This window comes from Stenotrophomonas sp. Sm6012, from assembly GCF_030985895.1.
Classification (GTDB): domain Bacteria; phylum Pseudomonadota; class Gammaproteobacteria; order Xanthomonadales; family Xanthomonadaceae; genus Stenotrophomonas; species Stenotrophomonas forensis.
The window spans coordinates 19,164-42,692 of sequence record NZ_JAPTFX010000014.1 but is presented as its reverse complement, the minus strand read 5'-3'; the positions used below and the strand labels follow the sequence as shown (position 1 = coordinate 42,692).

The following is a 23,529-nucleotide window of genomic DNA, read 5'->3' as shown; positions in this document are numbered from 1 at the left end:
GGTAGCGCCGGGCGATGCCCGGCGGCCGCCCATCAGCGCGGCGCAATCCAGCGGAACGTCAGGTTGATGCGCTCTCCCTGCACCCGTGCCATCTTCGGTAGTGCGTGCTGGTAGAACCGCTGGGTCTGTCCGGCCATCAACAACAGATCGCCATGGCCAAGCAGGAACTCTGCCTTGCGCGTCGTGTCGTCTCGCCGCCGCAGCAGGAAACGCCGGGCCGTCCCCAGGCTCAGCGACGCGATCACCGGCGCCGGGCCCAGTTCGGGCTCGTCATCGCTGTGCCAGCCCATATGGTCAGTGCCGCCGCGATAGCGGTTCAGCAACACGCTGTTGAAGCAACCGATGCCCGCGGCCCGCAGGCGCTCACGCAGGGCCTGCAACACAGGTGGCCAGGGGTGTGGCACGAACTCGGCACCGGAGTAACGGTAGCGGGCCTGTGGGTCGCCGATCCAGCAGCTCAGCCGCGGCGAATCCACCCAGTTGCCGAACATGCGGATGCGATGGACTTCCCATGGCACTTCGGCCTGCAGCGCGGCCATCAGCCGGTCGGCGTCAGCCGAAGCCAGCCAGCCCGGCAGGTGATGGACATCGGCATCGGGCAGGTCGTGGGGGAAGAGCATGGCTACACGCTAGCATGCTGGCGTTTGCCGTCACGGCCGCCAGCATCGAAAATGAACCCATGACCGTCGCCCTTATGCTGATTCACTCCGCTTGCCCTCCTCCGCGGGGCCTCGCCCGATGAGCTTGCGCCAGTCGCTGTTCCCGTTGCTGCGCGCCATGTTCCGGGCCATGCCACTGTCCCAGGCGCAGCGTGACCGGATACGTACCCGCCTGCTGGCGCGGCATGGCGACTGGGTTCCGCCCCCACCGAAGGGTCAACAGGATTCCGCTGGCCCGCGTGCAAGCGCGCAGCTGCGCTGGCGCGCCGACGAGCCCGCGATTGGCCATCGCACATGGCAGCAGCAGGCGTTACCCACCTCGATGCCGGCAACCCTGGTCGCGTTCTACCTGCCGCAGTTCCACACGTTCCCGGAGAACGATGCCTGGTGGGGCAAGGGCTTTACCGAGTGGCGCAATGTGACCCGCGCCCTGCCGCAGTTCGAGGGGCACATCCAGCCGCGTCTGCCTGCCGACCTCGGGTTCTACGACCTGCGCAACCCGCAGGTGATGCGTGATCAGGCGCGCCTCGCCGCTGAGTACGGTATCGGCGCGTTCTGCTTCTACTACTACTGGTTCAGCGGCCGCACCCTGATGGAGGACCCGCTGCGTCAGTGGCTGGCCGACGACCGCATCGATCTGCCGTTCTGCCTGTGCTGGGCCAACGAAAACTGGGCACGGCGCTGGGATGGCCGCGATGAGGACATCCTGATCGGCCAGCAGCACAGCGCAGAGGACGATCTGGCCTTCATCGCCCATGTCGCGCCTTACCTGCGCGACCGGCGCGCGTTGAAGGTGGAGGGGCGGCCGATGCTGCTCGTCTATCGCCCGCACCTGCTGCCCGACGCCCATGCGACTGCCGAGCGCTGGCGTAGCTGGTGCCGCGACAACGGTGTCGGTGAGATCCACCTGGCCTACGTTCAGGGCTTTGAACGGCCGGATCCCCGCGACATCGGCTTCGATGCCGCCGTGGAATTCCCGCCGAACATGAGCAACCCGCGTTCCCTGTCGGCACAGCAGTGGCTGCTCAATCCGGCGTTCAACGGCGATGTCCGCGACTGGCGCGAACTGGCCGCAGAGATCGCAGCCCGGCCGCTACCGGACTATCCGCTCTATCCCGGCGTGAATCCGGGCTGGGACAACGAGGCACGGCGCTCCGGCCGCGGCCGCGTGTATCTGCACGCCTCACCGCGTGGCTATCGCGATTGGCTGCGCACCACGATCCATGAACGCCTGTCCGCAGTGCCGCAGACGCAGCGAATGGTCTTCATCAATGCCTGGAACGAGTGGGCCGAAGGCGCCGTACTGGAACCGGATGCACGCCTCGGGCATGCCTGGCTGCACGCTACGCGCAATGCGTTGATATCGGCCCCGGCACTGCGTCAGCAACCGGCAGTGCACGTCCACGCCTGGTATCTGGAGACCCTGCCGGAGGTACTGTCCGCGCTGCGCGAGGCAGCCCTGGACTGGACCATCGTGGTGACCACCCCGGAGCACCAGCTGGACCAGGTCCGGCGCGCCCTGCTGGATCACGGGTTGCAGGGCGACGTCATTGCCGTGGACAACCATGGCCGCGACATTCTTCCCTTCCTGCAGGTCGCCGAGCGGCTGATGCAGGCGGATCATGATGTTGTGCTGAAGCTGCACACCAAGCGCTCGACCCATCGCAGCAATGGGGACCAGTGGCGGCAGGAACTGCTGCAGCGCCTGATACAGGATGGACGTGCCGCGCGCATCCACGCCGTGTTCCAGGCCGACCCCGGCCTGGGCATGGTGGTGGCGGAAGGACATCTGCTGCCCGTTGCCGATTTCGTAGGTGGTAACGGTCCTGCGCTGACAAGACTGCAGGCGCGGCTCGGGCTGAGCAAACCCATAGACGCCAGCCAATTTGGTGCGGGCAGCATGGGCTGGTGGCGGCTGCAGGCACTTCGCCCGCTGCTGGACGCGCACCTGTATCGCAGCGACTTCGATTCCGAACAGGGCCAGGTCGACGGGACGCTGGCGCATGCTATTGAACGCGCGTTCGGCGCCTGCTGCGAACACGCCGGACTGCGCATCGCAACGGCGGCAGCGTGCCTTGGTGAGGCCGACAACAACGACGGCGAATATGCCTACGCGCGGCGCAGTTGAGGGCAAACGAAGGGGGCGCAAGCGCCCCCTGTTCACATCAATCAGGCGCGCTGGAACGGTACGCCGGTCTTTTCCGCCAACTCGCCATCGCTGACGCCCGGTGCCGCTTCCACCAGCAGCAGGCCGTTGTCGGTCACGTCGAACACGGCCAGGTCGGTGATGATGCGATCGACCACACCGACGCCGGTCAACGGCAGCGTGCATTCGGACAGGATCTTGTGCTCGCCGTTCTTGGCGGTGTGCTCCATCAGCACCACCACGCGCTGCACGCCGGCCACCAGGTCCATCGCACCGCCCATGCCCTTGACCATCTTGCCGGGCACCATCCAGTTGGCCAGGTCGCCCTTGGCCGTCACCTGCATGGCGCCGAGGATGGCCAGGTTGACGTGACCACCGCGGATCATCGCGAAGCTGTCGTGGCTGCCGAAGTAGCTGGCACCGGCACGCGCGGTGACGGTCTGCTTGCCGGCATTGATCAGATCGGCGTCGACTTCAGCGTCGGTGGGGAACGGGCCAATGCCGAGCAGGCCGTTTTCCGACTGCAGCCACACATCCACGCCTTCGGGAATGTGGTTGGCCACCAGCGTCGGCAGGCCGATGCCCAGGTTCACGTAGGCGCCATCGGTCAATTCCTGGGCAGCGCGGGCCGCCATCTCATCACGGGTCCACGCCATGTCAGTTGCCCTCCGCGCGGATGGTGCGCTGTTCGATGCGTTTTTCAGGGTGTGCGTTGTGCACGATGCGGTGCACGTAGATGCCCGGCAGGTGCACCTGGTCCGGATCAATGGCACCGACCGGCACCACTTCTTCCACTTCCACGATGCAGACCTTGCCGGCCATCGCACAGGCCGGGTTGAAGTTGCGCGCGGTCTTGCGGAACACCAGGTTGCCGGCCTCATCGGCCTTCCAGGCCTTGACCAGCGCCACGTCAGCGCGCAGCGCGGTCTCCATCACGTAGTGCTTGCCGTCGAACTCGCGGGTTTCCTTGCCTTCGGCCACCACCGTGCCAAAACCGGTGGCGGTGAAGAACGCCGGAATACCCGCGCCACCGGCACGCAGGCGCTCGGCCAGGGTGCCCTGCGGGTTGAACTCCAGCTCCAGCTCACCGGCCAGGAACTGCCGCTCGAACTCCTTGTTCTCGCCCACGTAGGACGAAATCATCTTCTTGATCTGGCGGGTTTCCAGCAGCTGGCCCAGGCCGAAGCCATCGACGCCGGCATTGTTGGAGATCACGGTCAGGCCCTTGGCGCCGCTGTCGCGCAGGGCGGCGATCAGCGCCTCGGGAATGCCACACAGGCCGAAGCCGCCCACGGCCAGGGTCTGGCCATCGGCGACCACCCCCTGCAGGGCCTCCGCCGCACTGGCGAAGCGCTTGCTGCGCTTTCCGCCGGTCGTTGCCGGGTTGCTCATCTACGCCCTCACCTCGTTGATGTAATCCGCCCATTCTAGGCCAGCACTGCCACCGGTCACGTGGCGTTGCGGCATGGAAACGATTCCCATACAGGACTGGGACTACAATCGCAGGCTGAGCTCACCAAGGATCCGATCAATGCCCCTGCCCGCCTTCAAGGCCTATGACATCCGTGGCCGCGTGCCGGAAGAACTGAACGAAGCGCTGGCTCGCCGCATCGGCGTGGCGCTGGCGGCGCAGCTTGCGCCAGGCCCGGTGGTACTGGGCCACGACGTGCGCCTGACCAGCCCCGTGCTGCAGGACGCGCTGGCTGCAGGCCTGCGGGGTACCGGGCGCGAAGTGATCGATATCGGCCTGTGCGGCACCGAGGAAGTCTATTTCCAGACCGACCACCTGGGTGCGGCCGGCGGCGTGATGGTCACCGCCAGCCACAACCCGATGGACTACAACGGGATGAAACTGGTCAAGGAAAACGCGCGTCCGATCAGCTCCGATACCGGCCTGTTCGCGATTTCCGATGCGGTTGCCGCCGATACCTCCGAGGCGCAGGCGCCGCGCGCCGGGCAGAGCGCCCAGCACGACAAGCGTGCGTACATCCAGCACCTGCTGAGCTACGTCGATGCCAGCAAGCTGCGCCCGCTGAAGCTGGTGGTCAACGCCGGCAACGGCGGCGCCGGTGCCATCGTCGATCTGCTGGCACCGCACCTGCCGTTCGAATTCATCCGCATCTGCCACGAGCCGGACGGCAGCTTCCCCAATGGCATTCCCAACCCGCTGCTGCCGGAAAACCGCGCCGCCACCGCCGATGCGGTGCGCGAACACGGTGCTGATTTCGGCATTGCCTGGGACGGGGACTTCGATCGCTGCTTCTTCTTCGACCACACCGGCCGCTTCATCGAGGGCTACTACCTGGTCGGCCTGCTGGCCAAGGCAATCCTGGCGCGCAACCCGGGCGGCAAGATCGTGCATGACCCGCGCCTGGTCTGGAACACCGTGGACATGGTCGAGCAGGCCGGCGGCGTGCCAGTGCAGTGCAAGAGCGGCCACGCCTTCATCAAGGAGAAGATGCGCGCCGAAGACGCGGTGTACGGCGGCGAGATGAGTGCCCACCACTATTTCCGCGAGTTTGCCTATGCCGACTCCGGAATGATTCCGTGGCTGCTGATCGCCCAGCTGGTCTCCGAAAGCGGCCGCTCGCTGGCCGACTGGGTCGAAGACCGCATGGCTGCCTACCCGTGCAGCGGCGAAATCAATTTCAAGGTCGCCGATGCCAAGGCCGCCGTCGCCCGCGTGATGGAACACTTCGCGGCGCAGTCGCCCGTGCTGGACCACACCGATGGCATCAGCGCAGATTTCGGTGACTGGCGCTTCAACCTGCGCAGCTCCAACACCGAGCCATTGCTGCGCCTGAACGTTGAAGCCCGGGGCGATGCTGCGCTGATGCAGGCGCGCACCGACGATATTTCCCGCCTCATCCAGCAGTAGCCGAGGAACACATGAGCAGCATCCAGCCCGTCATCCTGTCCGGTGGATCCGGTACCCGCCTGTGGCCGCTTTCGCGCGAGGCGTACCCGAAGCAGTTCCTGCCTTTGGCGGGCGAGCTGACGATGCTGCAGGCCACCTGGAAGCGCGTGGCGCCGATCGCCGCGCGTGGGCCACTGGTCATCGCCAACGAAGAACACCGTTTCGTCGCCGCCGAGCAACTGCAGCAGGTCGGCGCCGAGCCGGCCGCGATCATCCTTGAACCGGTCGGCCGCAACACGGCCCCGGCCATCGCCGTTGCCGCGCTGGAAGCCACCCGCGACGGTGGCGACGCACTGCTGCTGGTACTGCCGTCCGACCATGTGATCACCAACGAGGCCGCCTTCCGCAGCGCGGTGCAGGCCGCAGCCGGTGCCGCCGAGGCGGGCAAGCTGGTGACCTTCGGCATCGTGCCGACCGGACCGGAAACCGGCTACGGCTATATCAAGGCCGCCGAAGGCCGGGGCCTGCGCGCGGTCGAGCGCTTCGTCGAAAAGCCTGACCTGCAGACCGCCTCCGGTTACGTCAGCAGCGGCCAGTACTACTGGAACAGTGGCATGTTCCTGTTCAAGGCCTCGCGCTACCTGCAGGAGCTTGAGCGCTTCCATCCCGCCATGCTGGCCGGCAGCCGCCAGGCCTGGCAGCAGGCGCGCCGCGATGCCGACTTCACCCGCCTGGACAAGGACGCCTTCACTGCGGTTGCGTCCGATTCGATCGACTATGCAGTGATGGAGAAGACCGCCGATGCGGTGGTGATTCCACTGGATGCCGGCTGGAACGATGTCGGCTCATGGACCGCGCTGCGCGATGTCTCGCAGCAGGACGGCGATGGCAACGCCCACCAGGGCGACGTTATCGCCATCGACTGCCGCAACACCTACGCCTACGCCCAGCGGTTGGTGGCCCTGGTCGGTCTGGACGATGTGATCGTGGTCGAGACCGATGACGCGGTGCTGGTCGGCAAGGCTGACCGCATGCAGGAGGTCAAGACCGTAGTGGCACAGCTGAAGGCCGAGGGTCGCAGCGAAGCCACCTGGCATCGCAAGGTCTATCGCCCGTGGGGCGCCTACGACTCGATCGACAACGGCGAGCGGTTCCAGGTGAAGCGGATCACGGTCAAGCCCGGCGGCACGCTCAGCCTGCAGATGCACCACCATCGTGCCGAACACTGGATCGTGGTCAGCGGCACCGCCGAAGTAACTCGGGGCAATGAGGTCATCCTGCTCAGCGAGAACCAGAGCACCTACATTCCGCTGGGCGTGACCCACCGCCTGCGCAACCCCGGCAAGCTGCCGCTGGAACTGATCGAAGTGCAATCCGGCAGCTACCTCGGCGAAGACGACATCGTGCGTTTCGAGGATACCTACGGGCGCAGTTGACCCGGCGCCCGCTGGTGGCTGCCGACCGTTGGTCGGCACGTCGCCTACCGGGTCAGGCAATCTCCGCCATCACCCGCTTCAGGCCGTCCTGCCATGCAGGCAACGCGATGCCGAAGTCCTGCTGCAGCTTGCGGTTGTCCAGCACCGACCAGGCCGGGCGCTTGGCCGGGGTCGGGTACTCGGAACTGGCAATCGCCTCGACCGTCGGCACCTTGGCCAACACGCCAGCCGCCAACGCTTCGGCGAAGATCGCCTCGGCGAACCCGTGCCAGCTGGTCTGGCCGCTGGCGGTCAGGTGCCAGGTCCCGGACAGCTGCCCCGGATGCTGCAGCGCCTGCACGGTGACATCAGCGATCAGCGCGGCAGGCGTCGGCGTACCGATCTGGTCGGCCACCACCCGCAACGCGTCGCGCTCGGCGCCCACCCGCAGCATGGTGCGCAGGAAATTCGCGCCATGCGAGGCATACACCCACGCCGTGCGGAAGATCAGATGACGGCCGCCGGCCGCGCGCACCGCATCCTCGCCATCGCGCTTGCTGGTGCCGTACACGCCCAAGGGCGCGGTCGGCTCGTCCTCGCGGTAGGCCGCGCTGCCCTGGCCATCGAACACATAGTCGGTGGAGTAATGCACGAACGGCACATCATGTGCCGCGCACCAGCGCGCGATCACGCCCGGCGCCTGCGCATTGGCAGCGAAGGCAGCTTCGACCTCCTGCTCGGCACGATCAACGGCGGTATAGGCGGCGGCATTGACCACCACTGTCGGCTGCAGGCGGTCCAGCAGTGCCGTCAGGCTGTCAGGCTGCGCAAAATCCGCCACTTCGCAGGGGCTGCCGTCGGGCAACTGGCCGCTGCGGGTGGTCGCCACCACCGCACCCAGCGGCGCCAGCGCGCGCAGCAGTTCCTGGCCAACCTGGCCGTTACCACCGAACACCATCACCGTCATGCGATGTATACCGGCAGTCGGTCTTCGGCGATGTCCTTCAGGAACGGCGCGTTCTCGTCCTTGGCCGAAAGCGTTGGTGCGCTCACCGGCCAGTCCACCGCGATGTCAGCGTCGTTCCAGCGGACACCAGCATCGAAATCCTTCAGATAAATCTCGGTGCACAGGTAACTGAACACCGCACGCTCGGACAACACGGCAAAGCCATGGGCAAAGCCCTCCGGGATCCAGAACTGCTTCTTGTTCTCCGCGCTCAACACCACCGCTTCCCACTGCCCGAAGGTTGGCGAGCCGCGACGGATGTCCACGGCCACGTCGTAGACCTCACCTTCCAGGACGCTGACCAGCTTGCCCTGCGGGCGCGGCCACTGGTAATGCAGGCCACGCAAAACCCCCTGCGCCGAGGTCGACACGTTGCTCTGCACGAAGCGGTCCGGCAGGCCCAGAGCAGCAAAGCGCTCGGCATTCCAGGTTTCGAAGAAATAGCCGCGTGCATCGCCGAACACGGCCGGTTCGATCACCACGCAGCCCGGCAACTTGGTTTCAATCACTTTCACGGAACGACTCCACGCAATGCGAGTTTGTGCAGGTACTGGCCGTAGCTGTTCTTGATCAACGGCGCGGCCAATGCTTCCAGCTGTTCTGCGCTGATCCAACCCTTGCCGAAAGCAATTTCTTCAGGGCAACACACCTGCAGGCCCTGGCGGGTCTGGATGGTCTCGATGAAGTTGGATGCCTCCAGCAGCGACTGGTGGGTGCCGGTATCGAGCCAGGCGTACCCTCGACCGAGCGCTTCCAGGTGCAGACTTCCCTCGTGCAGGTAGCGCTGGTTAAGGTCGGTGATCTCCAGCTCGCCGCGCGGCGACGGCTTGAGCTCGGCGGCGTAGTCGCTGGCATTGCCGTCATAGAAGTACAGGCCGGTGACCGCATAGTTCGACCGCGGATTCTCCGGCTTCTCGACCAGATCGATGACCTTGCCGTTCTTATCGAACTCGGCCACGCCATAGCGTTCCGGGTCGTTGACCCAATAGCCGAACACGGTGGCCCCATGGCTACGCTGATCGGCACTATCCAGCACTTCGCGCAGACCGTGGCCGTGGAAGATGTTGTCGCCCAGCACCAGGCAGCTCGGCTTGCCGGCCACGAAGTCGCGGCCGATCAGATAGGCCTGGGCCAGTCCATCGGGGCTCGGCTGTACCGCGTACTGGATGTCCATGCCCCACTGTGAGCCGTCGCCCAGCAGCTGCTGGAACAGCGCCTGCTCGTGCGGGGTGTTGATGATCAACACCTCGCGGATGCCCGCCAGCATCAATACGCTCAGCGGGTAGTAGATCATCGGCTTGTCGTACACCGGCAGCAGCTGCTTGCTGACGCCCTTGGTGATCGGATACAGCCGGGTGCCGGAGCCGCCGGCCAGGATGATGCCTTTACGCTGCGTCATTTTCTCTTCCGGATTCAGGCCGCAGTGCCGATGCGCTGCAGGCGGTAGCTGCCGTCGAGCACGCCGTTGACCCATTCCTGGTTGTCAAGGTACCAGTCGACGGTGAAGGCAATGCCCTGCTCGAAGGTATAGGCCGGCTCCCAGCCCAGGTCGTTCTTCAGCTTGGACGCGTCGATCGCGTAGCGGCGGTCGTGGCCCGGGCGATCGGCCACGTAGGTGATCTGGCTGCTGCGCGGCTGGCCGTCCTCGCGCGGGCGGCGCTGGTCCAGCAATGCACAGATGGCCTGCACCACCTCGATGTTCTGCTTCTCCGAGTTCCCGCCCACATTGTAGGTTTCGCCGACCTGGCCCTTGGCCAGCACGGTGCGGATCGCTTCGCAGTGGTCGGACACGAACAACCAGTCGCGTACCTGCTTGCCATCGCCGTACACCGGCAGCGGCTCGCCGGCCAGCGCCTTGGCGATCACCAGCGGGATGAGCTTCTCCGGGAAGTGGTACGGGCCATAGTTGTTCGAGCAGTTGGTGGTCAGCACCGGCAGCCCGTAGGTATGGTGGAACGCACGCACCAGGTGGTCCGAGGCCGCCTTGGACGCCGAGTACGGAGAGTTCGGGGCATATGGCGTGGTTTCGCTGAACTTGCCGGTTTCACCCAGCGTGCCATACACCTCGTCGGTGGACACGTGCAGGAAGCGGAACGCCGAGGCCTGTTCTGCCGGCAGCGCCTTCCAGTAGTCACGGACCGCTTCCAGCAGGCCAAGCGTGCCCACCACGTTGGTCTGGATGAAGGCGCCCGGGCCGTCGATGGAACGGTCGACATGGCTTTCGGCGGCGAAGTTCAGCACCGCGTCCGGCGTGTGATCGGCCAGCAGCCGGGTCACCAGCGCGGTGTCACCGATATCGCCCTGCACGAACACATGGTTGGGATTGCCGTCCAGGCTGGCCAAGGTCTTCAGGTTGCCCGCGTAGGTCAATACGTCGAGATTGATGACCTTGATGCCGCGAGCAACCGCCTCGAGAACGAAATTTCCGCCAATGAACCCGGCGCCGCCGGTGACAAGCCATGTGGGCACTACCCATTCTCCTGTTCGATATTCCATTACCGGAGCGCACACTGCGCCCGATAGAGCGACACAGGATACATCGCAGGCCTGCTCCAGACTGCCCGGATGACGTGAACGTGACAGGTTCAGGAACGCCTCCTGTCGGCCAGCATGCTGCGCCGCAGCACACCATACGCATTCGCATGGTCGCGCCGGGCCAGCTAGAATCGGGATCCCACCCCCGAACCGGTTGCTGTTGCAGGACCGGATGTTCCCCCAGCAAATGTGAGCCGGCCGGCGGCCGGCACTACAAGGACCCCGTACCAGATGAAAATCCTCGTCGCGTACAAGCGCGTGGTGGACTACAACGTCCGCATTCAGGTCAAGCCGGACGGTTCCGGCGTGGTCACCGACGGCGTCAAGCTGTCCCCCAATCCCTTCGATGAAATCGCCCTGGAAGAAGCCCTGCGCCTGCGCGACAAGGGCATCGCCAGCGAAGTCGTGGTTGCGACCATCGCACCGGGCGACGCCCAGGCGCACCTGCGCAACGGCCTGGCCATGGGCGCCAACCGTGCCATCCATGTGGTCACCGACCAGGCCATCCAGCCGCTGACCGCCGCCCGCACCCTGCTCAAGCTGATCGAGAAGGAACAGCCGGACCTGGTGATCCTGGGCAAGCAGGCGATCGACGACGACGCCAACCAGACCGGGCAGATGCTGGCCACGCTGTGGGGCCGTCCGCAGGCGACCTTCGCCAGCAAGCTGGACATCGCCGACGGCAAGGCCACGGTCACCCGCGAGGTCGATGCCGGCCTGGAAACGCTCGAAGTGGACCTGCCGGCGGTGGTCACCACCGACCTGCGCCTGAACGAACCGCGCTTCATCAAGCTGCCGGACATCATGAAGGCCAAGGCCAAGCCGCTGGAGACCCTGCAGCTGGCCGACCTCGGCGTTGAAGCCGCCGATACCTTCAAGACCACCCACTACGCCGCGCCGTCCAAGCGCAGCAAGGGTGTGATGGTCAAGGACGCAGCCGAACTGGTTGCCGCACTCAAGCAGAAGGGGCTGCTGTAATGAGCAAGATTCTCGTCATCGCCGAGCACCACGACGGCAAGCTCAATGCCGCCACCGCCAAGACCGTCAGCGCCGCCGCCGCCATCAGCGGTGCCAGCATCGACGTGCTGGTGCTGGCCGCCGATCCGGCCGCCGTCGCTGCGGAAGCGGCCAAGATCGCCGGCGTCGCCAAGGTCCTGACCGTGGCCAACGCCGCCAATGCACAGGCCATCGCCCAGGTGCTGGCACCGCAGATCGCGCAGCTGGCCACGGGCTACAGCCACGTGTTCGGCCCGTCGACCACCTTCGGCAAGGACCTGATGCCGTGCGTGGCCGCCCTGCTCGGCGTCAACCAGGTCTCCGACCTGATGAGCGTCGAAGGCAGCCACACCTTCAAGCGCCCGATCTACGCCGGCAACGCGATCATCACCGTCGAGGCCCCGGCCGACCAGATCGTGGTCGCCACCGTGCGCGCCGCTTCGTGGCCGGAAGCCGCCCAGGGCGGCAGTGCCGCCGTTGAAGCGGCCAGCGTCGATGCCGCGCTGCCGACCCATACCCGCTTCATCGGCCTAGCCGCCGGTGCCAGCGACCGCCCGGACCTGCAGAGCGCCAAGCGCGTGGTTTCCGGTGGACGCGGCGTCGGCTCGGAAGAGAACTTCAAGGTCATCTTCCAGCTGGCCGACAAGCTCGGCGCCGCCGTCGGTGCCTCGCGCGCCGCCGTCGATGCCGGCTATGTTCCCAGCGACCTGCAGGTCGGCCAGACCGGCAAGATCATCGCGCCGGAGCTGTACGTGGCCGTCGGCATCAGCGGTGCGATCCAGCACCTGACCGGCATCAAGGACGCCGGTACCATCGTCGCCATCAACAAGGACGGCGATGCGCCGATCTTCGAGATCGCGGATATCGGCCTGGTCGGGGATCTGTTTGCGATCCTGCCGGAACTGGAAGCAGCCCTTTAAGTTGGGCGAAGGCGGCTCCACCACTGCGCCCGCCCCGTCACGACGGGGCCGGGCACTGGGATGGTTGGCAGGCGTTGCCGTCGTGTACCTGGTGGCCTTGTGGTACCTGGATCGCGACAAGAATGTGCTTTCACGACTGAGCGACCTGGCCGCGCCTCTCATGTTGTGCGCAACTGCGCAGCTGGCCAGCTACGGGGTCCGTTACCAGCGCTGGCGCATGCTGCTGCACGCGCAGGGCCACTGCACGTTCGCATGGTGGCCAGGCCTGGCGGCCTATCTGGCTGGATTCGCCTTCACCGCTTCACCCGGCAAGGCCGGTGAGCTGCTCCGGATACGCTATTTTTCTCGATGGGGCGTACCGCCGCAGACCACGCTTGCGACGTTCATCCATGAGCGCGCATTGGATCTTCTGGTCATCACCCTGCTGGCGACCGGCGCTGCCGGCCTGGTGCCCCTGTTCGGCGTCCTGACCGCAGTGGTGCTGACCGTCACTCTGGGGTTGTGGCTGGCTGCGGGGTGCTCCGCACTCCAGCAGCTTGCACAGGGTGTGGTCGTGCGACTGCCCAGCCGGAGGCTACGCCAGCTATGCATGTTCCTGCTCGGCGGAATCCACGCACTGCGTCCCCTGCTTCGCCCCGGCCTGACCCTGAAAGCTGCGGCCCATGGCACCGCAGCATGGCTGCTGACTGCCGCTGCTTTCGCCTGGCTGTGCCACGCCCTGGGCATCACGCTCGCCTGGCAGCACGCTGTAGCCATCTACCCCCTGGCGATGCTGGTAGGCGCCCTGTCCTTCATCCCCGGTGGCGTGGGCACTACCGAAGCGGCGATCGTCGTGATGCTCACCCATACCGGTGCCGATCTGGACGTGGCACTGACGGCGGCGATCGGTATCCGGCTCGCCAGCCTCTGGCTGGCGATCCTGCTGGGAATGACCGCCATGGCTGGCCTGGAAGCGCGGCGACCGGATTGAAGCAGGCCCCCCTTCCTTCGCATGATCTTGCAACATGTATCCGTATACTGATTGGTCGAATCCCACGCGCGAGGCGCCCATCGCCATGTATTGCCCCGGCACGTTTGCAGGAGTTGCTTCGTCTTGAACGCTCAGAATCGCCGCGCGCTCTGTGTTGATCTGGACGGCACCCTGCTCCGTTCCGACATTCTGTATGAATCACTGCTTGCACTACTGGCGCGCAATCCGCTCTATGTGTTCCTGCTGCCGTTCTGGCTGCTGGGCGGAAAGGCCTCGGTCAAGCGCCAGCTGGCCCTGCGCGTTCAACTGCCCGCCGAGACACTGCCCTATGACGAAAGGGTGCTGGACATGCTGCGCAATACCACGCAGCGGCCACGCGTGCTTTGCACAGCCTCGGACCAGCTTCTGGTCCAACCCATCGCCGACTACCTGGGTCTGTTCGATGAGGTCATCGCCAGCGATGGCCATACCAACCTCTCCGGCCACAACAAGGGCAGGACTCTGGCGGCAAGGTTCGGCGAGCGCGGGTTCGATTACATGGGCAATGGCCGCGTCGACCTGCAGGTGTGGGCGCATGCCGGCGGCGCCATCGTGGTCAACAACGGTGCAGGGCTGGCCAACGCCGCAGCCAGGCACACCGAAGTACTGGCTCACCTGCCCTCGCAGAACGGTGGCCTGATCACGTGGATCAAGGCGCTTCGCATTTACCAGTGGCTGAAGAACCTGTTGGTGCTGGTCCCGTTGCTGACGGCGCACCGCTTCTTCGATCTCGATTCAATCATCGATGCAGGCGCGGCGTTCCTCGCCTTCAGCCTGTGTGCGTCCGGCGTGTACCTGCTCAACGATCTGCTCGACCTGACCCCGGATCGCATGCATCCACGCAAGCGCAAGCGGCCCTTCGCGGCCGGCAGGTTGCCACTGCTGCATGGCCTGCTGGTGGCTCCGCTGATCACCCTGGCGGGCTTCGCCCTCGCCCTGGCCTGCAGCCCGGCCTTCGCGGGCGTGCTGCTGTGCTACTACGTGATGACGCTGAGTTATTCGCTCAAACTCAAGCGCATTGTGATGATCGACGTCGTGCTGCTGGCTGCGCTCTACACCGTACGCATCATCGGTGGCGCGGTGGCCATCAACTCCGAACTGTCGTTCTGGCTGCTGGCGTTCTCGATGTTCGTGTTCCTCAGCCTGGCCATGCTCAAGCGCTATACCGAACTGGCGTCGGCGCTGGCCAGCGGCAAGGAAATGGCGATCGGCCGTGGCTACTCGGTCGCCGACCTGCCGCTGGTACAGTCGCTGGGGGCGGCCGCCGGTTACATCGGCGTGCTGGTGTTTGCTCTGTATATCAACAGCCCGGAAAGCCTGGCGCTATACGGCAACCCCAAGCTGCTGTGGCTGCTGTGCCCGATTCTGCTGTATTGGATCAGCCGCATGTGGATTGTCTCCCACCGTGGCGACATGCATGACGATCCAATCGTGTTCGCTGCCACGGACCGTGTCAGCCAGATCGTAATCGGGCTGTGCGTACTGATCGTGCTGATTGCAATATGAGTGCAGCGTCCGGCCAATCCTGGGGCCGCTACCCGCGCGTCGAGCAGCAGATCATTCCGGTGCTCGACCGCGCGTCGGTGCTGCCGTTGCCGCCGGGCGGCGGCACGGTGCTTCCGCATGGCAATGGCCGCAGCTATGGCGACAGCTGCCTCAATCCGGATGCCTCGCTGCTGATCAGCCGCGCACTGGACCGGTTCATCGGCTTCGATCCGGCCACCGGCATCGTGCGCTGCGAGGCCGGTGTGACCCTGGCCGACATCCTCGGCATCGCCCTGCCCCGCGGCTGGTTCCTGCCGGTCACGCCCGGTACCCGATATGCCACCGTTGGCGGGGCCATCGGCAACGACGTACACGGCAAGAACCACCATCGCGCAGGCACCTTTGGTCATCACGTGCGCTGCCTGGAGCTGCTGCGCAGCGACGGTTCACGCCAGCAGCTCACGCCTGCCGATGACAGCGGACTGTTCGCCGCAACGTTGGGGGGGCTCGGCCTGACCGGGTTCATTACCTGGGTTGAGCTGCAGCTGCGGCGTGTGCCAGGGCCCTGGATCGAAACCGAATCGATCCGCTTCGACAACCTGGATGCCTTTTTCGAGCTCTCACGCGAATCTGCCAGCGACTTTGAATACACCGTTGCCTGGATCGACTGCCTGGCCAGTGGAGCAAGACTCGGCCGCGGTCACTTCCTGCGTGGCGACCACGCACCAGGCGACGCACAGGCGGCCGCGCCCGGCTCGTCCCCTCGCCGCAGCATGCCCATCGTGCCGCCGGTGTCACTGGTCAATCAGCTCACCCTGCGTCCATTCAATACCCTGTACTACTGGCGCCAGCCAGCACGTCGCGCCCGCCACCTGTCGCACTACCAGAGCTATTTCTATCCTCTGGACGGCATCAATCACTGGAACCGCATGTATGGCCCACACGGCTTCCTGCAGCACCAGTGCGTCCTGCCGCCCGATGTCGCCCGCGACGCCACCGCCGCCCTGCTGGCGGAGATCGCGCGCAGCGGACGCGGCTCGTTCCTGGCGGTGCTGAAGGAATTCGGCGAACGCCCTTCGCCGGGGCTGCTGTCGTTCCCGCGACCCGGTACCACACTGGCCCTGGATTTCCCCAATGACGGACCGGATCTGCTGAAGATGCTCGACCGCTTGGACCGCATCGTCAGCGAGGCCGGCGGCGCGGTCTATCCGGCCAAGGACGCACGCATGTCCGGCGCACTGTTCCGCCAGGCCTACCCGGCCTGGGAAGCATTCTCCCGCTTCATCGACCCCCGATTCTCATCCGGCTTCTGGCGCCGGGTGATGGAGTAAGCATGCAGAAGATCCTGATCATCGGCGCCACCTCGGCCATCGCCGAATCCGTCGCGCGCCTGTACGCCACGCGTGCCGCAGCGCTCTACCTGGTGGGTCGCAGTGCCGGGAAGCTGGACGCCATCGCCGCCGACCTGCGCGTGCGTGGCGCCCAGCACGTGCATACCGGCGTGCTGGACGTGAACGACCTGTCCGCACACGGCACGCTGCTGGACGAGGCCTGGTCGGCGCTGGGCGGCGTGGATACGGTGCTCATCGCCCACGGCACGCTGCCTGACCAGGCAGCCTGTGATGCTTCGGTAGAGCTGTCGCTGCGCGAGTTCGCCACCAACGGCACCTCCACCATCGCTCTGGCAGCAGCCTTGGCCCAGCGCCTGCGGTCCGGCGCCACCCTGGCCGTCATTTCCTCGGTAGCCGGTGACCGCGGCCGCGCCAGCAACTACCTGTACGGCAGTGCCAAGGCGGCAGTCACTGCCTTCCTCAGCGGCCTGGGCCAGCGATTGCGTCCGGCCGGTGTCAACGTCCTGGTGATCAAGCCAGGTTTCGTCGATACCCCGATGACTGCAGCGTTCAAGAAGGGCGCGCTGTGGGCGACCCCGGACAAGGTGGCCGCCGGTATTCTCAAGGCCATCGGCAAGCGCCAGGCTGTCGCCTACCTGCCTGCCTTCTGGTGGGCGATCATGATGATCATCAAGAACATCCCCGAATTCGTCTTCCGCAGGATCAAGCTCTGACATGGCCGACAAGCACGCCAAGATCGTCATCACCGGAGCTGCCGGGCTGGTCGGGCAGAACCTGATCGTCGAACTCAAGCAGCAGGGCTATACCCAGCTGGTGGCCATTGACAAGCACGCGCACAACCTGGACATCCTGCAGAAACTGCACCCGGATGTCCGCGTGGTGCTGGCCGACCTGGCCGAGCCGGGTGCCTGGGCCAATGAGTTCAACGGCGCTGCCTGCGTGGTGCAGCTGCATGCACAGATCACCGGCAAGACCACCGACCTGTTCGTGCGCAACAACATCACAGCCACCAGCCATGTACTGAAGGCAACCCGGGATGCTGCCGTGCCCTACATGGTCCACATCAGTTCGTCGGTCGTGAATTCGGTGGCCAAGGATGACTACACCAACACCAAGCGCGAGCAGGAGGAGATGGTGGTCGCAAGCGGCCAACGCCACTGCGTGCTGCGCCCGACGCTGATGTTCGGCTGGTTCGACCCCAAGCACCTCGGTTGGCTGTCCCGCTTCATGGCACGTACGCCGGTATTCCCGATCCCCGGCGATGGGAAATTCATGCGACAGCCACTGTATGAACGTGATTTCTGCCGCTGCATCGCAAAATGCATCGGCACCGAGCCCAACGGAGAGGTGTTCGACATCGTCGGAGACACCCGGGTGGACTACGTGGATATCATCCGCACCATCAAGCGGGTGAAACAGCTGAACACCGTCATCGTGCACATCCCGATCGGATTTTTCGCCTTCCTGCTGAAAGTCTACAGCCTGTTCAGCAGCAAGCCGCCCTTCACTGCAGACCAGCTCAAGGCGCTGAGTGCGGGCGATGACTTCAAGGGCATCGACACGGAGGCCGTGTTCGGCGTCAAGCAGACACCGTTTGAAGAAGCCATCCGCGAAAGCTATACCGACCCGCGCTATTGCAAGATCGTTCTGCAGCGCTGATTCCCTGGAACTGAAGAAGACTTCTCACATGCGAAACTTTGCGATCATCGGCAGCGGCCCCATGGGCCTTATGGCAGCCATGGAACTGCTCAAGCAGGGGCATAAGGTCGACATCTACGAGCGCGATGATCGCATTGGCGGGATGTCGGCGGATTTCGATTTCGACGGCCTGCGCATCGAGCGCTACTACCACTTCATCTGCAAGACCGACTATCCCCTCTTCAGGCTGCTCGAACAGTTGAAGATGTCCGATCGCCTGCACTGGACGGATACCAAGATGGGTTACTACTACCAGGGCAAACTGCACAAGTGGGGCACGCCGTTTGCGCTGCTGGGGTTCCCGCACCTGGGGATCATCGACAAGATCCGCTACGCCCTGCATGTCATGCACACCAAGGGCATCCAGGACTGGACTGACCTGGACAGGGAGAATGCGCGCGATTGGATCACCCGCTGGATCGGCCCCAAGGCGTACAAGGTGATGTGGGAGAAGGCATTCGCGCTGAAGTTCTTCGAGTACCAGGACAAGCTGTCGGCTTCCTGGATCGGCACCCGCATCAAGCGCGTGGCGCTGTCCCGCCGCAACCTGTTCAATGAAAGCATGGGCTACCTGGAAGGCGGCTCGGCTGCACTGCTGCAGAAGATGGCCACCGAGGTCGAGCGCCTGGGCGGGCGCATCCTGCTGTCCCAGCCGATCGAGGAGGTGGTGTCGGTGAACGGCAAGGTGACCGGCATCCGCACCGCCGATGGCCATCAGGCGTATGACGCAGTGGTATCCACCGCTCCGATCCAGTATGTGCCGAAGATGGTCCCGGGGCTTCCGAAGGCCTTTGCTGATCAGGTGGGCGCGATCGAGAACATACCCGTCGCCTGCGTGATCCTGAAGCTGTCGAAGCCGGTCAGCGAGAACTTCTGGATGAACATCAGCGATGAACGTATCTCCATTCCCGGTCTTATCGAGTACAGCAATCTCAATCCGGGCAAGGGCCCCGGCGAACATATCGTGTATGCGCCGTACTACATGCCCAAGACGCACCCCAAGTGGCAATGGAGCAATCAACAGTTGATCGACGAAGTCGTCAGCTACCTGCCAATGATCAACCCTGCATTCAAGCCTGAGTGGATCCGGGCTACACATTGCCATCGCTATGAATTTGCCCAGACCATCTGCCCGCCAGGCTTCCAGGACATGCTGCCGCCGATGAAGTCGCCGGTCGAGGGCTTCTACATGGCCGATACGGCGTACTACTACCCGGAAGATCGATCGATCAACGAGAGCATCGATGTTGGCGCCAAGCTTGCCCACCTTGCGTCAGGCGTGAAGGCGTCGGCGTGATCACACGTCAGTTCCTGATGTTTCTTGTTGCCGGTGGTGTTGCCGCCGCCGTCAACTTTGGCTCGCGCATCATGCTCAGCGAATGGCTGCACTACGTGCCTGCCATCGTGATCGCCTACTGCCTGGGCATGGTCACAGCGTTTGTGCTCAACAGGGTGCTGGTGTTCCAGCAAGCCGCCAATGCACTGAAGCACCAGATCACCTGGTTCGTGATAGTCAACCTGGCCGCGGTGCTCCAGACCATTGCGATCAGCCTGCTCCTGGCCAGATGGCTTCTACCTGGCATCGGCGTGGATTTCCACAACGAGACCATTGCTCACGGCATCGGCGTTGCGATTCCGGTGGTGACCAGCTACTTCGGCCACAAATACCTTTCTTTTTCATCCTCCTCCGGCAAGCGCTAACGGAGCATGCAATTCATGCAGCGTCGGTGAAGAACTCATGGGGAAATGCTTGAACAGTCCATCCAGCTCCAGAAATGCGACGCTCGTCCTGTGCGCGCTCACCCTGGCGGCGGTATTCGTCGCACTCAGCTTCAGGTCGACCCAAGCGGTCGGCATCGATCTGTTCCATCCCGGCCTTTGGGGCGAGGATGGCAGCATCTTCGTCAATGAAGCCCGTGATGCCGGATTGGGCTTCCTGTTCAAGCCTTATGCCGGGTACATGCACCTGATACCGCGAGCCATCTCGTACCCCGCCTCATTCCTGCCGCTGGAGTATGTGCCGCTCGCTTTCCACCTTGCATGGATTGCTGCGTTCCTCACGACAATCTACATCCTGCAATCGCGACTGTCCTCCATTGGTGTACCCGCCGCGCTCTGTGTCTGGGCATTGGTGCTGGTAACGCTGCAACCGCAGGCCGGCGAGGTGTTCTTCACCCTGACCAACATCCAGTGGTTCACGGGGCTGGCGTTGATCACGTATCTGGCTTTCCCGATCACATCGCGCGTGAGCATCGGACAGCTGGCATTGCTGACCATTGCAGGCCTCACCGGGCCGTTCAGCGTGCTCGCACTGCCGGTGCTCGCGCTGCGGGCCGTTCTGTTCCGGGACCTGCTCACCAATCGCCGGGTCTACGTTACGGTCGCGATCTGTGCCGCCATTCAAATCGGCTTCATCGTGTTTTCTCCGCGACCGATTGCGTCCAACCCTTCCAGCTTCGATCCGGCTCACCTCCTCGCCGCCATGGTCAAGTTCGTCAGCTTCGGCGGCGTATATCCACTGGCGACCCTGTTTGCGTTCGTGTTCTGGGCGAGCCTGCCCTGGCGACGCATCTTCAATGCAACGGTGTCCCATGTCAGGAACCGGTCTGCACTGGATACCCATGCGGTGGCGCAGTTGACCGCCTTGATCCTGATCCTGACTGCGTTCGGGCTGATACTGGTCGGTTTCCTGCGCGATGATCCCGCCACGATGGGACCGGTGATCCTGCCGACGGGTGCTGCAGGAGGCAGTCGCTACTATCTCATTCCCTACAGCCTGTTGATCCTGGCTGCGGCAGTATCGAACCATCGGGATTACCCGCGCGCGATCGTCGCCCTGGCGGCCTTCTCGATCATCTGTGCCGCCAACCTTGTAAGGCCTGATCGCATCGACCACCAATGGCACGCTTACGCCCAACTCGCACGGGTGATGCCCGGTTCGATCATTCCCATCGCTCCCCGTACCGAGAGCATTCCCGGCTGGTCGGTAGACGCAAGCCAGGCCTATCAGCAGGGCGCCAAGCCAAAGGGCGAGGCCCTCATCCCGCTGACGGCCATGGAGGTCAGCAATGGCGAGGTCGCCAGTACCGACGGAAAGCTGGTCATCAGATCAACGTCCGACAGTCTTCTGCTCACACTGTCTGCCCGCCCCTGCCCCAGCAGCACCAGCATTGCACTGGAAGTCAAGGGTCGACGCGAGGCTGGCGGATGGATCCAGGTCCTTTGGGCCGCAGGTGAGGGGTTCAGTGATCGGGATGGCGTACTGCGGTTCTACCCTGCAGGAGACTTCACGGGCATGTTCGCCTTCGACCGCACGCTGGACCAGGACAAGGTCAGGATTCGCCCGGTATTCGCCCCTGGAAAGGCCGAGATCCATCAGGTCAGAATGATTTGTCTCTGATCTCCACATGGCTGCTGGCAGGAGCTGAACCGCCCGGGCCGCAGCGCGCCTTCGGCCGGAATCGCCGGGCCTGGGCCTGGGCCTGGGCCTGGGCCTGGGCCAGTTGACGTAGAATGTTAGGGATATACCAACTGAATCTACCAGCTCGCCAGCAGTCGTCCGTCTGACCGCTGGCCGAGCGCAGACATGGGATCGAAGGCAAAATGACGCGTCGCAAGAAGGTAATGATGGTTTTCGGCACCCGCCCGGAGGCCATCAAAATGGCTCCGCTGGTCGCCGCCCTGAAGAAGCGTCCGGACCTGGACACCATTGTTGCCGTGACTGCGCAGCACCGCCAGATGCTTGACCAGGTCCTGGAACTGTTTGAGATCACCCCGGATGAGGATCTCAACGTCATGCGGCCTGGCCAGACCCTGCCCGATCTGACCTCGCGTATCCTGCAGGACATGGGGAGGGTGATCGAAAAGCACGCCCCAGACATCGTGATGGTGCACGGCGATACGACGACGACCTTCGCTACGTCCTTGGCCGCCTTCTACCAGCGGACTGCCATTGGCCACGTCGAGGCCGGGCTGCGCACCGGCAACCTCTATTCGCCTTGGCCCGAGGAGGCCAATCGCAAGCTGACCGGCGTGCTGGCCAATCTGCATTTCTCGCCCACTCGGACATCTGCCGACAACCTGCTGGCAGAACAGGTGCCCGCCGCGAGCATCCACATCACCGGCAATACCGTGATCGACGCGCTGTTGACGGTTGTGGACAAGATCAGAGGCACGGCCAGCCTGGAGTCTGAGCTGGCCGCCCGCTTCCCGTACCTTGATTCGTCCAAGCGCCTGATTCTGGTCACAGGCCATCGGCGCGAGAACTTCGGCGATGGCTTTGAGCAGATCTGCCACGCCCTGAAGAACGTTGCCTCGCGGGGCGATACCCAGGTGGTGTATCCGGTACACCTCAATCCCAACGTCCAGGAGCCCGTCAACCGCATTCTTCGGGATGCGCCTTCGGTACACCTGATTGAACCGCAGGAGTACCTGCCGTTCGTCTACCTGATGAGTCGCGCACATATCATCGTCACGGACTCGGGCGGCATCCAGGAAGAAGCCCCTTCGCTTGGTAAACCCGTCCTGGTCATGCGCGACACCACGGAGCGTCCAGAAGCCGTGGCCGCCGGCACCGTGCGCCTGGTTGGCACCGACAGCACCCGTATTACGGCCGAGGTCTCGCGACTGCTCGATGACCCGGACGCTTACGAAACGATGAGCAAGGCCCATAACCCCTATGGTGACGGCAAGGCTTCGGAACGAATCGCGGCAATCGTCGCCAACAGCTGAATCCGCGCAATGAAAAGGCCAGCCCGGTAAAGGGCTGGCCTTTTCCTGATCAGCAACGGGATCGTTCTGCCGATGCTCCGTTGGCTTACTTGGCCTCCAGGGCCTTCAGCTTCTCGGCGGCCTGCGCGTTACCCGCATCTGCCGCCTTCTGGTACCACGAACGCGCCTCACCGGCGTTGGCAGGCACGCCCTTGCCTTCCTGGTAGATCTCGCCCAGCTTCAGGGCTGCATCGCCATTGCCGGCCTGACCCGCCTTGAGATACAGGTTCAGCGCCTCACCTTCGTTCTTCTCGATGCCTTCGCCCTCACCGTACATCGTCGCCAGCTTGTACGCGGCGTCAGCGTTTCCGGCGCCGGCCGATGCCAGCAGCAGGTTGACGGCCTCACCCGAGTTCTGCGCAACGCCCTTGCCCGCCTGGTACAGCTTGGCGAGTTCGAACTTTGCCGCGGCGTTGCCCTCTGCTGATGCCTTCAGCAGCAGGTTGGCGGCATTCTCAGCGCTGCCCGGGGCATTGGATGCGATCAGGGCAAGGGCTTCCTGGTAGTTCTTGTCCGCTTCGCTGACCGGGGCAGGTGCAGTAGCGGCTGCACCTGCAGCGTCAGCGCCCTGCGATTCCGGAGCCGCCGCAGCGCCCTCCGGGGACGGCTTGGAGCAGCCAGCGACCACGGAAACCAGCAACAGCGAAGCAGCGGCAATAGTTACTTTCTTCATGACGGAGT

The 23,529-nt window shown here is 64.4% G+C and carries 22 protein-coding genes; 14 read left to right on the top strand and 8 right to left on the bottom strand.

Annotated features, from left to right (window positions below; genetic code table 11):
- Positions 1-32: 32 nt before the first annotated feature.
- A complete protein-coding gene (locus tag O0J73_RS04685) occupies positions 33-620 on the bottom strand; it encodes an alpha-ketoglutarate-dependent dioxygenase AlkB (RefSeq protein ID WP_197563766.1) in 588 nt (195 codons plus the stop codon).
- A 118-nt stretch (positions 621-738) separates the two neighbouring features.
- Here O0J73_RS04685 and O0J73_RS04680 point away from each other — a divergent pair, with 118 nt between their 5' ends.
- Positions 739-2,787, top strand: coding sequence for a glycoside hydrolase family 99-like domain-containing protein (locus O0J73_RS04680; RefSeq protein WP_308308114.1), 2,049 nt, complete (start codon positions 739-741; stop codon positions 2,785-2,787).
- Positions 2,788-2,828: 41 nt separating this feature from the next.
- Here the strand turns inward: O0J73_RS04680 and O0J73_RS04675 are convergent, their stop codons facing one another.
- Positions 2,829-3,461, bottom strand: coding sequence for a CoA transferase subunit B (locus O0J73_RS04675; protein ID WP_004154109.1), 633 nt, complete (start codon positions 3,459-3,461; stop codon positions 2,829-2,831).
- Position 3,462: 1 nt separating this feature from the next.
- The gene (locus O0J73_RS04670) at positions 3,463-4,197 is read right to left on the bottom strand and encodes a CoA transferase subunit A (RefSeq protein ID WP_004154108.1); all 735 of its coding nucleotides are present in this window, start codon (positions 4,195-4,197) and stop codon (positions 3,463-3,465) included.
- A 139-nt stretch (positions 4,198-4,336) separates the two neighbouring features.
- On the opposite strand from O0J73_RS04670, the gene O0J73_RS04665 reads away from it, so the two are divergent.
- Together O0J73_RS04665 and O0J73_RS04660 are read left to right on the top strand one after the other, a co-directional pair.
- Positions 4,337-5,683 carry a phosphomannomutase gene (locus O0J73_RS04665; protein ID WP_308308113.1) on the top strand — a complete coding sequence of 449 codons (1,347 nt, stop codon included), beginning with the start codon at positions 4,337-4,339 and terminating at the stop codon, positions 5,681-5,683.
- 11 nt (positions 5,684-5,694) lie between these two features.
- Positions 5,695-7,098, top strand: coding sequence for a mannose-1-phosphate guanylyltransferase/mannose-6-phosphate isomerase (locus tag O0J73_RS04660; protein ID WP_004154105.1), 1,404 nt, complete (start codon positions 5,695-5,697; stop codon positions 7,096-7,098).
- 52 nt (positions 7,099-7,150) lie between these two features.
- Here the strand turns inward: O0J73_RS04660 and rfbD are convergent, their stop codons facing one another.
- The 4 genes from rfbD to rfbB are packed head-to-tail and all read right to left on the bottom strand — an operon-like array spanning position 7,151 to position 10,552.
- A complete protein-coding gene (gene rfbD / locus O0J73_RS04655; protein WP_004154104.1) occupies positions 7,151-8,044 on the bottom strand; it encodes a dTDP-4-dehydrorhamnose reductase in 894 nt (297 codons plus the stop codon).
- Complete coding sequence (rfbC, locus tag O0J73_RS04650; protein ID WP_004154103.1) at positions 8,041-8,598, bottom strand: dTDP-4-dehydrorhamnose 3,5-epimerase; 558 nt, start codon at positions 8,596-8,598, stop codon at positions 8,041-8,043. Before rfbC ends, rfbD begins: the two co-directional genes overlap by 4 nt.
- Positions 8,595-9,482 carry a glucose-1-phosphate thymidylyltransferase RfbA gene (rfbA, locus tag O0J73_RS04645; protein ID WP_197563769.1) on the bottom strand — a complete coding sequence of 296 codons (888 nt, stop codon included), beginning with the start codon at positions 9,480-9,482 and terminating at the stop codon, positions 8,595-8,597. Before rfbA ends, rfbC begins: the two co-directional genes overlap by 4 nt.
- Positions 9,483-9,496: 14 nt before the next feature.
- Positions 9,497-10,552: a dTDP-glucose 4,6-dehydratase gene (gene rfbB / locus O0J73_RS04640; RefSeq protein WP_133933742.1), complete on the bottom strand. Its 1,056-nt coding sequence runs from the start codon at positions 10,550-10,552 to the stop codon at positions 9,497-9,499.
- A gap of 297 nt (positions 10,553-10,849) precedes the next feature.
- Between rfbB and O0J73_RS04635 the strand changes: the two genes are divergently transcribed.
- The 11 genes from O0J73_RS04635 (at position 10,850) to wecB (ending at position 22,809) form a co-directional block, all read left to right on the top strand.
- Positions 10,850-11,596 carry an electron transfer flavoprotein subunit beta/FixA family protein gene (locus tag O0J73_RS04635; RefSeq protein WP_049458171.1) on the top strand — a complete coding sequence of 249 codons (747 nt, stop codon included), beginning with the start codon at positions 10,850-10,852 and terminating at the stop codon, positions 11,594-11,596.
- Complete coding sequence (locus tag O0J73_RS04630; RefSeq protein WP_004154100.1) at positions 11,596-12,534, top strand: electron transfer flavoprotein subunit alpha/FixB family protein; 939 nt, start codon at positions 11,596-11,598, stop codon at positions 12,532-12,534. Before O0J73_RS04635 ends, O0J73_RS04630 begins: the two co-directional genes overlap by 1 nt.
- Position 12,535: 1 nt before the next feature.
- Positions 12,536-13,504 (top strand): lysylphosphatidylglycerol synthase transmembrane domain-containing protein, encoded by a 969-nt coding sequence (locus O0J73_RS04625; RefSeq protein WP_308308118.1) that lies wholly within the window; start codon positions 12,536-12,538, stop codon positions 13,502-13,504.
- A 123-nt stretch (positions 13,505-13,627) separates the two neighbouring features.
- On the top strand, positions 13,628-15,049 hold the full coding sequence (locus O0J73_RS04620; RefSeq protein ID WP_004154098.1) for a UbiA family prenyltransferase: 1,422 nt from the start codon (positions 13,628-13,630) through the stop codon (positions 15,047-15,049).
- Complete coding sequence (locus O0J73_RS04615) at positions 15,046-16,359, top strand: FAD-binding oxidoreductase (protein WP_308308112.1); 1,314 nt, start codon at positions 15,046-15,048, stop codon at positions 16,357-16,359. Before O0J73_RS04620 ends, O0J73_RS04615 begins: the two co-directional genes overlap by 4 nt.
- Before the next feature lie 2 nt (positions 16,360-16,361).
- Complete coding sequence (locus tag O0J73_RS04610; protein ID WP_004154095.1) at positions 16,362-17,093, top strand: SDR family oxidoreductase; 732 nt, start codon at positions 16,362-16,364, stop codon at positions 17,091-17,093.
- Between the two features lies 1 nt (position 17,094).
- Positions 17,095-18,039, top strand: a complete 945-nt coding sequence (locus O0J73_RS04605; protein WP_004154094.1) for an NAD-dependent epimerase/dehydratase family protein — start codon at positions 17,095-17,097, stop codon at positions 18,037-18,039.
- A gap of 28 nt (positions 18,040-18,067) precedes the next feature.
- Positions 18,068-19,375 (top strand): NAD(P)/FAD-dependent oxidoreductase, encoded by a 1,308-nt coding sequence (locus O0J73_RS04600; RefSeq protein WP_308308117.1) that lies wholly within the window; start codon positions 18,068-18,070, stop codon positions 19,373-19,375.
- Positions 19,372-19,779: a GtrA family protein gene (locus O0J73_RS04595; RefSeq protein ID WP_004154092.1), complete on the top strand. Its 408-nt coding sequence runs from the start codon at positions 19,372-19,374 to the stop codon at positions 19,777-19,779. Before O0J73_RS04600 ends, O0J73_RS04595 begins: the two co-directional genes overlap by 4 nt.
- 49 nt (positions 19,780-19,828) lie before the next feature.
- Positions 19,829-21,478, top strand: a complete 1,650-nt coding sequence (locus O0J73_RS04590) for a hypothetical protein (RefSeq protein WP_308308111.1) — start codon at positions 19,829-19,831, stop codon at positions 21,476-21,478.
- Between the two features lie 203 nt (positions 21,479-21,681).
- Positions 21,682-22,809 carry a UDP-N-acetylglucosamine 2-epimerase (non-hydrolyzing) gene (gene wecB / locus O0J73_RS04585; RefSeq protein ID WP_308308110.1) on the top strand — a complete coding sequence of 376 codons (1,128 nt, stop codon included), beginning with the start codon at positions 21,682-21,684 and terminating at the stop codon, positions 22,807-22,809.
- An 85-nt stretch (positions 22,810-22,894) separates the two neighbouring features.
- On the opposite strand, the gene O0J73_RS04580 is transcribed toward wecB, so the two are convergent.
- Positions 22,895-23,521 carry a tetratricopeptide repeat protein gene (locus O0J73_RS04580; protein ID WP_004154087.1) on the bottom strand — a complete coding sequence of 209 codons (627 nt, stop codon included), beginning with the start codon at positions 23,519-23,521 and terminating at the stop codon, positions 22,895-22,897.
- Positions 23,522-23,529: the final 8 nt, after the last annotated feature.